Below are 12,009 nucleotides of genomic sequence, written 5' to 3' on the forward strand. Positions count from 1 at the left end.
AAAATACTGTAACAAGAGATTAAAGACCTGTGAAACTCTGTGTTACTCTGTGGTGAATCAAACTCAAAACTTAATCATATGAAAGTTAGAACTATCTTATTCGCCGCCCTCTCACTCGTAGCATTGCATGCCAACGCTCAGCGCATCAAAGGCAGTGACACCGTACTGCCCGTAGCCCAGCAAACCGCCGAACGCTTCATGAACCGTGAACCCGACGCCCGTGTCACAGTCACCGGAGGCGGTACAGGGGTAGGCATCTCCGCCCTGATGGACAACACCACTGACATCGCCATGGCTTCACGCCCCATCAAATTCAGCGAAAAGATGAAAGCCAAAGCCGCCAAACGGGATATAGACGAAGTGATCGTCGCTTACGATGCGCTGGCTGTCGTTGTACACCCGTCCAATCCGGTGAAAAAACTCACCCGCCGGCAACTGGAAGACATCTTCCGCGGAAAAATAACCAACTGGAAACAAGTGGGAGGCGACGACCGCAAGATCGTGGTTTACTCTCGCGAGACCTCTTCCGGCACCTACGAGTTCTTCAAAGAGAGCGTCCTCAAGAACAAGAATTATATGAGCAGCAGTCTCTCCATGCCCGCCACCGGAGCTATTATCCAATCTGTCAGCCAGACCAAAGGGGCAATCGGCTATGTAGGGCTCGCTTATGTGTCGCCGCGCATCAAGACTCTGTCCATCTCGTATGATGGCGAGCACTATGCCACCCCGACCGTAGAGAACGCCACCAACAAGACTTATCCCATCGTCCGCCCCCTCTACTACTATTATGATGCAAAGAACAAAACACAAATCGCTCCCCTGCTCGAGTTTATTCTCTCTCCCGAAGGACAGGATATTATAAAAAAGAGTGGATATATACCCGTGAAATAAGGATATACAAAAAAAATATCCTACTTTTGCAGCAACTTATTAGCTACGAGCTTTTATAATAATGACAGATATGACAGATATAAAAAACGAAGAAGCAGGCGAAAAGAAAAGCCTCAATTTCATTGAACAGGCAGTAGAAAATGATTTGAAAGCTGGAAAGAACGGGGGAAAAGTACAAACACGCTTCCCGCCGGAACCAAACGGTTACCTGCACATCGGGCACGCTAAAGCCATTTGTCTCGACTTCGGCATCGCTGCCGCACACGGCGGTGTGTGCAACCTTCGTTTCGACGACACTAACCCGACGAAAGAGGATATGGAATATGTAGAAGCCATCCAGGAAGATATCCGGTGGCTGGGATTCCAATGGGGCAACGTATATTATGCCTCAGATTATTTCCAACAATTATGGGACTTTGCCGTCACTCTGATTAAGGAAGGCAAGGCCTACGTAGACGAGCAGACTTCAGAACAGATAGCGCAACAGAAAGGCACTCCCACCCAACCCGGTGTCGAGAGTCCGTACCGCAACCGTCCGATCGAAGAGAGCCTTGCCCTGTTCGAAAAGATGAATAGCGACGAAGCCAAGGAAGGTTCCATGGTGCTTCGTGCCAAAATAGACATGGCAAGCCCCAACATGCACTTCCGCGACCCGATCATGTACCGCATCCTGCATGTGGCACACCACCGCACCGGAACCCAATGGAAAGCCTACCCGATGTATGACTTTGCACACGGTCAGAGCGACTATTTCGAAGGAGTCACCCACTCACTCTGTACACTCGAGTTCGTGCCTCACCGCCCTCTTTACGACCTGTTCATCGACTGGCTGAAAGAAGGCAAGGACCTGGACGACAACCGTCCCCGTCAGACGGAGTTCAACAAACTGAACCTGAACTACACGCTGATGAGTAAACGCAACCTGCTGATCTTGGTGAAGGAAGGACTGGTGAACGACTGGGACGATCCCCGTATGCCGACTCTCTGCGGATTCCGCCGTCGCGGCTATTCTCCCGAATCCATCCGTAAGTTCATCGATAAAATAGGTTACACCACTTACGATGCACTCAACGACTTCGCCCTGCTCGAAAGCGCCGTACGCGAAGACCTGAATGCCCGTGCCACCCGTGTATCTGCCGTACTGAACCCGGTGAAACTGATCATCACCAACTATCCCGAAGGACAAGTTGAGGAACTGGAAGCCATCAACAACCCCGAAGATCCGACAGCCGGAAGCCATACCATCGAATTCAGCCGCGAACTGTGGATGGAACGCGATGACTTCATGGAAGATGCCCCGAAGAAATATTTCCGCATGACTCCGGGACAGGAAGTGCGTCTGAAGAACGCCTACATCGTGAAATGTACAGGCTGCAAGAAAGACGAGAACGGCACCGTGACCGAGGTATACTGCGAATACGATCCCAACACCAGAAGCGGCATGCCCGACGCCAACCGCAAAGTGAAAGGCACCCTCCATTGGCTCAGCTGCAACCATTGCCTGCCGGCAGAGGTGCGTCTGTACGACCGTCTCTGGAAAGTGGAAAACCCGCGCGACGAAATGGCAGCCATCCGTGAAGCCAAAGGTTGCGACGCCCTCGAAGCCATGAAGGAAATGATCAATCCGGATTCACTGACCGTACTGCCCCATTGCTATATAGAGAAGTACGTGGCCGACATGCCCGCGCTCTCTTATCTGCAATTCCAGCGTATCGGTTATTTCAATATCGACAAAGATTCCACCCCCGGACATCTGGTATTCAACCGCACCGTAGGACTGAAAGATACCTGGGGAAAGATCAATAAATAATTTTTGGGCAAGGGAGCGTGTGTCGGAACTCACCACAGGGGACACACCTCCCCCTCCGTCGAATCGAATGATTATTAACTGTATAATTGCTAATTAAATTGGGCAGAAAAAACTCCCCGTCCGAAAGAGAGCGGGAATTACAGAACCTTATCGCACAATACGAAGCGGTAAAAGCCAAAAACGAATCGCTATACCTGGACGGTGACCAATTGGCTGATATTGCCGATCTATATGCCTCCGAACGTAAGTTTAAGGAAGCCCAGGAGGTCATAACATACGGACTCGGACTCCATCCGGGACACACCGACCTCATGGTCGAACAGGCTTACCTGTTCCTGGATCTCAATCAACCCCAAAAGGCCAAAGAGGTGGCCGAACTCATCACCGACACTTACTCCTCCAACGTAAAACTACTCCTGGCCGAACTGCTGCTGAACGAAGGTAAACTGGATGCCGCCGACCAAATGCTCGACAGCATAGAAGAAGAAGAGAAAAACGACCTGGGCATCCTGGTCGATATTGTCTACCTGTACACCGACTTAGGTTATCCGGAGAAAGGCGTACAATGGCTCAAACGGGGTGCGGAGATGTACAAAGATGACGAAGACTTCCTGGCAGCCACCGCCGATTGCTACGGTGCGGCCGGAGCAGAATACATAGAGCAAGCCATCGTTGTCTTCAACAAGCTGATCGACAAGAATCCCTATAACCCGGCTTATTGGGTAGGCCTGGCCAAATGCCAGTTTGCCACCAAAGATTTCGATAAAGCCATCGAGTCCTGTGACTTTGCCATCGCAGCCGACGAAGAATTCGGCGAAGCCCACATCATCAAGGCACACAGCCTCTTTCATCTTGAGAACATCGAGGGAGCCATCGTTGAATACCGGAAAGCCCTGAAGTATAAAACGCTCTCCCCCGAATTTACATATATGTTCATCGGACTGGCCTACACCCAGCAGGAAAATTGGGCTGAAGCCAACGAAAGTTACAGCATGGCTCTCCGGGCGATCGAAGAAAACGGTAACGGTTCTTCCCCGCTATTGTCCGATATCTATTCAAACAAAGCACTCTGCGCTTCCCGCCAAGGCGACTCGGAAGAAGCCCATCGGCTTTGCCGACTGGCAAAAGAGCTCGCCCCCCAAGATGCAGAGCCCTACCTGCTCGAGGGACGCATCTATATGGAAGAGGATAATTTCGACCTGGCCCGTGCAGAGTGGGCATTGGCTCTCCGCTATGCCCCCGAAGCAGATACCTGGATGGAAATAGGCAACTACAGCCTCGAGTTCCGCATGCTCGAGAACGCACGCTTCTGCTTCGAGCAGGTGCTGGAAGAAGATCCCGAGTACCCCAAGATCTGCGAACAACTGGCCGCCGTATGCCTCGTCCTTCAGGATCATGAAGGATTCAAGAAATACAACGCGATGTCCGGCGATTCCATCAATCTCGACTCCCTCCGGGATACGATACTGGAAATGGGTGTCGACGGAGAACAGATGCTTCGCGAACTGGACGATTTTTTAAAAGACGAAAAATAATCAAGTTCACCACAGAGTTCCACAGAGATTATTTTCTCTTCATATCTTATCAACAAGAGATTAAAAAACTCTGTGGTACTCTGTGGTAAATCAAAAAAACAAAACTATATCAATTCAATCTAAATTAAACAAATGGAATCTGTAGCCTTCATTCAGTGGTGCTTAGACCACCTCAATTACTGGACCATTACTTTATTAATGACCATTGAAAGTTCTTTCATTCCTTTTCCATCCGAAGTAGTCGTTCCTCCGGCAGCTTACAAAGCGGCAGTCAACGAAGAGCTGAACATCTATCTGGTAGTGCTCTTCGCCACCCTGGGAGCCAACCTCGGTGCTATTATCAATTACTATCTGGCCCGCTGGCTGGGACGTCCCATCGTCTACAAGTTCGCCAACAGCCGCTTCGGACACATGTGCCTGATCGATGAAGCCAAAGTGCAGCATGCCGAAGAATATTTCGACAAGCACGGAGCACTCTCCACTTTTATCGGTCGCCTGATTCCCGCTGTCCGCCAGTTGATCTCCATCCCTGCAGGACTTGCCCGCATGAAGCTGCACACGTTCCTGATCTACACCACTCTGGGTGCCGGATTATGGAACACTATCCTCGCTGCCATCGGTTATTATCTTTCCACCGTACCCGGCATCGAAAGCGAAGAGCAACTGCTTGCCAAAGTAACAGAATACAGCCATGAACTGGGCTACTGCTTCATCGTCATCGGAGTCTTCATCGTAGGTTTCCTTGTCTACAAAGGAATGAAGAAAAAGAAATAGTGCCTCCACAGCAAGAATCAGCATTCACCACAGAGTAACACAGAGCAACACAGAGTGAACTTAATCTATCGATAACGAATGGTAGTGAACTCTAAGAACTTTGTATTACTCTGTATTACTCTCTACTCTCTATTACTCCGTGAGACTCTGTGGTACTCCGTGGTAAAACTCCGCCTTCATCCCTCCCTCAAAAAAAATCTTTCTTTTTTTTCGTCCTCCATGCAGTACCTTTATATTTTCTGCATTTACTTATTGTACGTACACCAAACCAGTTATTGACAATTCATCAAAAAAACAAATCCTAGGCCTTACAGTTGTTTGATGAAAAAGCAATTTATGTAACAAATTTAATGTTTAAAAAAATGAAAAAAGATTTCAACTTAACCAAGCTTTTTTATTCTTTTGCGATTGCTTTCTCAGTGGTAACCTTGTCTTCTTGCAACAACGATGACAATTCTCCGCTTCCTCCTCCATCCACCAACGATGTGGCAGGCACCTATAACGGAAAAGTACTGATAACTCCGGTGACTCCCGCCACTGTAAAAGAAAATGCCGGAGAAGCTCCCCAGGGACAAGACGTAAACGCTACGGTGAAAAATGACACGGTGTTCTTCGACAAATTGCCGGTAACCGAACTTATTACCTCCATTGTAGGCGATAAAGACAAAGCGGAAGCCATTGTCAAAGCCATCGGTGACGTAAAATACAAAGTAGGCTACAAGCCGGCTCTCAATACAGAGAAGGACAGCATCTACCTTGCTTTCGATCCGAAACCGTTGACCCTTCAACTGCCTGCAGCCGTAGAAGGCCAGGAAGGACAGACTGTTACCGTAACCATTTCGTCTCCGGACAAAGGCAGCTTTGCTTACAAGAAAAATCAGTTGAAGTTGAAGCTCAGCGCCGATAAAGTGGAACTGGCAGGCGTAGCGGTACCTGTTCCTCAGACCCTGTTCAACTTCGATATGACCAAAAAGAAGTAATTGCCTGTTCAACACACGTAACAAGCAGTAGTCATAGGGGGTAAAGCCTGTAAAGACAGGCTTTATACCCGCATGAAAAAGTCCGTGCTCTCACCCCCCGGAGTGAACACGGACTTTCTGTTCCTTGAAACCATTCAAAAAAAAAGATTATTTCACAGCAGCCAATGCCTTTTCATAATCCGGCTCCTGAGTAATCTCCGGCACAAGCTCTGTATAAGCTACTTTCCCGTCTTTCCCAATCACCACTACCGCACGCGCCAGCAGTCCGGCCAGCGGTCCGTCAGCCATCCTCACGCCATAGCTCTCGTCGAAGTCCGAAAAGCGAAAATCCGACAACGGAATCACGTTTTCGATACCCTCTGTCGTGCAGAAGCGTCCCTGGGCAAACGGCAAGTCTTTCGAAATGGCCAATACCACGGTATCCTTCATTCCGGCTGCCATTTTATTGAATTTACGCACCGAAGTGGCGCACACACCGGTATCCAGACTCGGGAAAATATTCAGAACAATATTCTTACCTTTCAGATCTTTTAGTGCGAAAGAAGATAAATCACTTTTCACCAGCTCGAAATCGGGAGCCACCTTTCCAACCTGTATAAATTCGCCAATCAGCTTTACCGGTTGTCCTTTGAAATTTGTTGTTGCCATAATTGATAACTCTAAGTTTTATTTACTATATTCTAAACAATCGGTGCAAGAACTTTGTTCACGATGGACAATAATCTAAAAAATAAAATTGATATGAAAACTTTATTCGACGAGATGGAACACGCAGTCAAAAACTGGTGGTTATCTCTTATTCTGGGTATTCTGTACATCATCGTGGCTCTCTGTCTGCTATTCGCACCGGGAAGCAGTTACATTGCCCTCAGCGTCATCTTCAGCATTTCGATGCTGATAAGTGGTATCATCGAAATCATCTTCTCCATCAGCAACCGGCGAGGCATCTCGTCCTGGGGATGGTACCTCGCAGGCGGTATCATCGATCTGATCTTAGGCATCTACCTGGTAGCCTATCCGCTGCTCAGCATGGAAGTCATACCGTTCATAGTCGCCTTCTGGATGATGTTCCGCGGTTTCTCCGCCACAGGCTATTCTATGGACCTGAAGCGTTATGGCACCCGTGAGTGGGGATGGTACATGGGATTCGGCATCCTCGCCATCATTTGTTCGCTGATCATCCTGTGGCAGCCGGCCGTAGGTGCCCTCTACGTTATATATATGCTGGCATTCACTTTCCTGATCATCGGATTCTTCCGTGTCATGTTGTCCTTCGAACTGAAAAGCCTTCATAAACGATCAACGGTGATGAACGGTAAATGATAAACATTGAATGAACCCCTATTCACCACAGATTACACAGATTAACACAGATATTTTAATTAAACTCTCAGTAAAATAAATTATTAATCTGTGAGAATCTGTGTAATCTGTGGTGAATTATGACTCCCCTAACCGTTACTAATACATCGTTTTCATAAACCGGAACAGGGTTGTTCTGGATACCCCCATCTTCTCCGCCAATTCCGAGTAAGTAGTTCCTTTGTCAAGTTCTTTGGTAAGTACGCGCTTATTGGCACGCAGCAATTTTATTTTAGGCGTATCCCCTTTCTTTCGGCCTAAAGTCATTCCTTCCTGCTTTCTGCGTGCGAGAGCTTCTTTGGTACGCATCGAAATCAGGTTCCTTTCTATTTCCGCCATCAGTCCGAACGCGAATCCCAGCACCTTGCTGTTGATGTCGTCCTGAAACACATAGCCCTCTTTGGTGCTATAGAGCACTACCTGCTTCTTAATACAAAAATTCAGGATAGTCATAATCTCGAGCAGTGTACGGCTCAATCTCGAAATCTCCGTTACAATCAGTGTATCCCCGGGATGCATTCTCTTCAATAACTCTGATAACTTTCTGTCTTTTGTGCTCACGCTTCCGCTTACGGTCTCTGTGTACCACTTGTCAATCGACAACCCATTCTTCTCTGCAAATCGCATAATCTCTTCCTTCTGATTAGCCAAAAACTGTTTTTCCGTACTTACTCTCAAATAAGCTATTACCATAATTCATGTTTTTAAATGATTAATACACCACGAAAAAACGGCTATTCATTCAAATACGGGACACTTTTTTACGTTCCTTTTTTCTCATGCCACTTGGGTATTTCTGAAACTTTCATTCGTCTATACATTTATGCTATTGATTTTTTACTAATTTCCAGCATATTTTCCAATCTGTCACTCAAAATCTTTTTTATTATAAACCGTGTTCTTGAACACACTAAAAAGAACAAGAAAATGGAAATAGAAAAATTCATTAAATCTTTAGCAAGAAAAGCGAAGTTAGGCGGGCGTTACAGCACAGCCAATACCTACCTCTACACTTTGCACAGTTTTCAGAAGTTTGCGGGAAAAGCCTCACTGACTTTTGAAGAGATCACTCCCGAGAGTATCAAGGAGTACGAGCAATACTTAATCCTCAACGGGAAACGGTACAACACGATCTCGCTCTACATGCGCATGTTGCGTTCCATCTGCAATCAGGCATCGGAGCAGAACATAGCTTCGCTCAACACCCGCGAGCTGTTTGAGAATGTTTTTATCGGCAACGAGCCCACTGCCAAGCGGGCCATCTCACCCGTCCTCATTTCCCGCCTGCTCGAAGCAGATTTCAGCAAGAACAGCCGGCTCGATTTTGCCCGCGACCTCTTCTTGCTAAGCTTCTACCTGAGGGGAATCCCGTTTGTCGACCTGGTACATCTCCGCAAGACCGATGTGCAGGGAAACATGCTCGTTTATTTCCGCCAGAAAACGGGACAGCAACTTACGGTAATCATAGAAAACTGCGCCAAAGTGATCTTGCGTAAGTATGCCTCGCTTTGCAAAGAATCCGTCTATCTGCTGCCCGTCATCAGCGCAGCCGGAGAGGAGGGGCACAAGCAGTACCGAAGTGCATTGAGGGTATACAACAAACGCCTCAACCAGATATCCGGAATACTGAAATTGAAGACTCCGCTGACCTCTTATGTGGCACGCCACAGTTGGGCGACCACGGCCCTGCAGAAAGGGGTTCCGGTTTCAGTGATCAGTGCGGGAATGGGGCATGCTTCAGAGAAGGTGACATACATTTATCTGGCATCTTTTGATAACAAAACGCTCAGTAACGCAAATAAAAAAGTGATTGCCGCCGTGAGATTTAAGAAAGAGGAGGAGGAGTGATAATAGCTGTTCTCTTACTTATTAGGTAATAGAACAGATTCATTTGTTTTATCGCTGCAAAAATAGAGATAATAATTGAAACTCCACAAACAAAATGATAATTTCTTTTCTATAAAAGTGGATTATAACCAGTTGAAGTATCAGTTTGAAATAATTTATTCACTTAATAGAAATATTAGTCATAATTCCTGTTTGATGTAATTACTCAAACAGGAGTTTACAATTTGCAATAATTTGACATCAGAATTATATAATCCAGCCCCTGTTTTATGTTTAGTTAACCTCTAAAAGTTATATTTCATATCTTTTCGCTATTCCGCATTCTATTACCTAATAAGTAAGGGATCACTTTGTTCTATTACCTAATAAGTAAGGGAACAAATTGCAATGCACACAGCAAGATGGTAGTTATTCAAACATTAACGACAACTATCGCAAACATTTCTAAAAGTACAGTATGAAACAGGTATTGCGGTTCAATAAAGTCATTAAAAGGATTGTATTCACCGGAGATCTAATTCTCTTGAATGGCACCTTTCTGTCCTTGTACACCCTATTGGGGAGCAAATTTTTTGCAGATCCATTCATTCACTCACTTCCCCAAGTACTGGTATTGCTCAACTTATGCTACCTGGTTAGCAACATGTCTTCAGGTATCATATTGCACCGCCGTGTAGTACGTCCCGAGCAAATCGTATGGCGTGCCTTACGCAACAGTGCGGGACACGCCTTGTTTTTTTCCTGCGCGCTCACCTTTGGAAACTTCGGCATCCTTTCCGCCCGCTTTTTCTTACTGTTCTACATTGCGTTCACTCTGCTGTTGGTTTGTTACCGGTTATTGTTCCGCAAGATCCTGAAGTCCTATCGTAAGCATGGAGGCAACTCCCGCAGCATCATTCTGGTGGGAAGCAATAGCAATATAATCGAACTCTACCATCAAATGACGGACGACGTCACTTCCGGATTCCGTGTCATCGGCTACTTTGACGACCAGCCCGGCAGCCGCTTCCCCGAAAAGGTGAACTATCTGGGAAAACCCGGTAAGATTGTGGACCGCCTGAAGCAGGGAGGAGTCGAGCAGGTTTATTGTTGCCTGCCTTCGGCCCGCAGCGAAGAGATTCTCCCCATCATCGACTATTGCGAAAATCACCTGATACGCTTTTTCAGTGTCCCCAACGTGCGCAGCTATCTGAAGCGGCGCATGTACTTCGAGCTCCTGGGCAACGTGCCCGTACTCTGCATCCGCCAGGAGCCGCTCAGTTTTGCCGAAAACCGATTCAGGAAGCGTGTGTTCGACATCGCTTTCTCGCTCTTGTTTCTTTGCACCCTCTTCCCCATTATCTATGTCATTGTCGGGCTGACCATCAAAATCACCTCGCCGGGTCCCATCTTCTTCAAGCAAAAGCGCAGTGGAGAAGACGGACGGGAATTCTGGTGCTACAAGTTCCGCTCCATGAAGGTGAACACGCAGAGCGACACCCTGCAGGCCACCTTGCACGATCCCCGCAAAACGCGCTTCGGCAACTTCCTGCGTAAAAGCAGCATCGACGAACTCCCGCAGTTCATCAACGTACTGATGGGCGACATGTCGGTAGTAGGCCCTCGCCCCCACATGCTGAAACACACGGAACAATACTCACAACTGATCAACAAATACATGGTCCGCCATTTCGTGAAACCGGGTGTCACCGGCTGGGCGCAAGTCACCGGCTTCCGCGGAGAGACTCACGAACTATGGCAAATGGAAGGACGTGTGCAACGCGACATCTGGTACATCGAGCACTGGACCTTCATGCTCGATCTATATATTATATATAAAACCGTAAGAAATGCGCTGGAAGGAGAAAAAGAAGCTTATTAAAATAAAGAAAATGAATAAAAGAGATTACACCACAGAGGAACACAGAGTTTCACAGAGAATTTTTTTTCCCCCATCACACAAAAGATGAAAACCCTGTGAAACTCTGTGTACTCTGTGGTGAGCCACCCCATAGTAATATTCTAAAATTAAGATAAATGACAAAAAGACTACTTTTTTTCACGTTAACCTGTATTTTGCTGGCTTCCTGCCAGTCCTACAAGAAAGTACCCTACTTGCAAGACCCGGGAGAGGCGCAACGTGCCGTTGCAGAGGCCAAGCTCTATGATGCCCGCATCCTGCCGAAGGATCTGCTCACCATCGTTGTATCGTGCAGCGATCCGGAATTGGCAGAACCGTTCAACCTGACCGTATCCCCCCCTGTCAGCAATACACAAAAAAGCCTGACCAGCCAACCGGCCCTTCAGCAATATCTGGTCGACAACCGGGGCAACATCGACTTCCCCGTGTTGGGCACCCTCCATATCGGCGGACTGACCAAAGGCGAAGCGGAAAGTCTGATCAGGGAAAAGCTGAAAGGATACATCAAAGAAAACACCATTGTGACGGTTCGCATGGCCAATTATAAAATTTCCGTCATCGGCGAAGTGAACAGGCCGGGCACGTTTACCATCAGCAACGAAAAGGTCAACCTCTTCGAAGCCCTTGCCATGGCAGGCGACATGACCGTGTACGGACTGCGCGACAATGTCCGCCTGATCCGCGAGGACGCCGACGGACACCAGCACATCATCACGCTGAACATGAACCGGGCAGACATCATCCAATCGCCCTACTACTATCTGCAACAGAACGACATCCTCTATGTCACCCCCAATAAGACCAAGGCAAAGACAGCCGACATCAGCGCCAGCACCACCATCTGGTTCTCCGTGGTAAGCACGCTCGTGTCGCTTGCCAGTTTAATTATCACCATCGCCAAATAAAGAA

At 47.5% G+C, this 12,009-nt stretch carries 11 protein-coding genes; 9 read left to right on the top strand and 2 right to left on the bottom strand.

From position 1 onward, the window contains the following. Window positions 1-78 precede the first annotated feature (78 nt). The 5 genes from BSHG_RS04760 (at window position 79) to BSHG_RS04740 (ending at window position 5,990) form a co-directional block, all read left to right on the top strand. On the top strand, window positions 79-891 hold the full coding sequence (locus BSHG_RS04760) for a PstS family phosphate ABC transporter substrate-binding protein (protein ID WP_032497486.1): 813 nt from the start codon (window positions 79-81) through the stop codon (window positions 889-891). A 70-nt stretch (window positions 892-961) separates the two neighbouring features. Then, window positions 962-2,701: a glutamine--tRNA ligase/YqeY domain fusion protein gene (locus tag BSHG_RS04755; protein WP_005798520.1), complete on the top strand. Its 1,740-nt coding sequence runs from the start codon at window positions 962-964 to the stop codon at window positions 2,699-2,701. Between the two features lie 98 nt (window positions 2,702-2,799). Continuing rightward, complete coding sequence (locus BSHG_RS04750; protein ID WP_005788591.1) at window positions 2,800-4,236, top strand: tetratricopeptide repeat protein; 1,437 nt, start codon at window positions 2,800-2,802, stop codon at window positions 4,234-4,236. Window positions 4,237-4,368: 132 nt separating this feature from the next. Beyond that, window positions 4,369-5,010: a DedA family protein gene (locus tag BSHG_RS04745; RefSeq protein WP_005788593.1), complete on the top strand. Its 642-nt coding sequence runs from the start codon at window positions 4,369-4,371 to the stop codon at window positions 5,008-5,010. Between the two features lie 362 nt (window positions 5,011-5,372). Then, window positions 5,373-5,990, top strand: coding sequence for a DUF4840 domain-containing protein (locus tag BSHG_RS04740; RefSeq protein WP_008660772.1), 618 nt, complete (start codon window positions 5,373-5,375; stop codon window positions 5,988-5,990). A 147-nt stretch (window positions 5,991-6,137) separates the two neighbouring features. Here the strand turns inward: BSHG_RS04740 and tpx are convergent, their stop codons facing one another. Further along, a complete protein-coding gene (tpx, locus tag BSHG_RS04735) occupies window positions 6,138-6,638 on the bottom strand; it encodes a thiol peroxidase (RefSeq protein WP_005788597.1) in 501 nt (166 codons plus the stop codon). Between the two features lie 93 nt (window positions 6,639-6,731). Between tpx and BSHG_RS04730 the strand changes: the two genes are divergently transcribed. Next, on the top strand, window positions 6,732-7,313 hold the full coding sequence (locus BSHG_RS04730; protein ID WP_005788598.1) for an HdeD family acid-resistance protein: 582 nt from the start codon (window positions 6,732-6,734) through the stop codon (window positions 7,311-7,313). Window positions 7,314-7,451: 138 nt separating this feature from the next. On the opposite strand, the gene mpi is transcribed toward BSHG_RS04730, so the two are convergent. After that, on the bottom strand, window positions 7,452-8,045 hold the full coding sequence (gene mpi, locus BSHG_RS04725; protein ID WP_005803229.1) for a serine-type multi-promoter DNA invertase Mpi: 594 nt from the start codon (window positions 8,043-8,045) through the stop codon (window positions 7,452-7,454). Window positions 8,046-8,279: 234 nt separating this feature from the next. On the opposite strand from mpi, the gene BSHG_RS04720 reads away from it, so the two are divergent. The 3 genes from BSHG_RS04720 (at window position 8,280) to BSHG_RS04710 (ending at window position 12,005) form a co-directional block, all read left to right on the top strand. After that, complete coding sequence (locus tag BSHG_RS04720; protein ID WP_009293248.1) at window positions 8,280-9,200, top strand: Tsr19 family tyrosine-type DNA invertase; 921 nt, start codon at window positions 8,280-8,282, stop codon at window positions 9,198-9,200. A 457-nt stretch (window positions 9,201-9,657) separates the two neighbouring features. Next, the gene (locus BSHG_RS04715; RefSeq protein ID WP_005788605.1) at window positions 9,658-11,061 is read left to right on the top strand and encodes an undecaprenyl-phosphate glucose phosphotransferase; all 1,404 of its coding nucleotides are present in this window, start codon (window positions 9,658-9,660) and stop codon (window positions 11,059-11,061) included. A gap of 155 nt (window positions 11,062-11,216) precedes the next feature. Continuing rightward, window positions 11,217-12,005: a polysaccharide biosynthesis/export family protein gene (locus BSHG_RS04710; protein ID WP_008660780.1), complete on the top strand. Its 789-nt coding sequence runs from the start codon at window positions 11,217-11,219 to the stop codon at window positions 12,003-12,005. Window positions 12,006-12,009 lie beyond the last annotated feature (4 nt).

Source organism: Bacteroides sp. 3_2_5, assembly GCF_000159855.2.
Lineage (GTDB): Bacteria > Bacteroidota > Bacteroidia > Bacteroidales > Bacteroidaceae > Bacteroides > Bacteroides fragilis.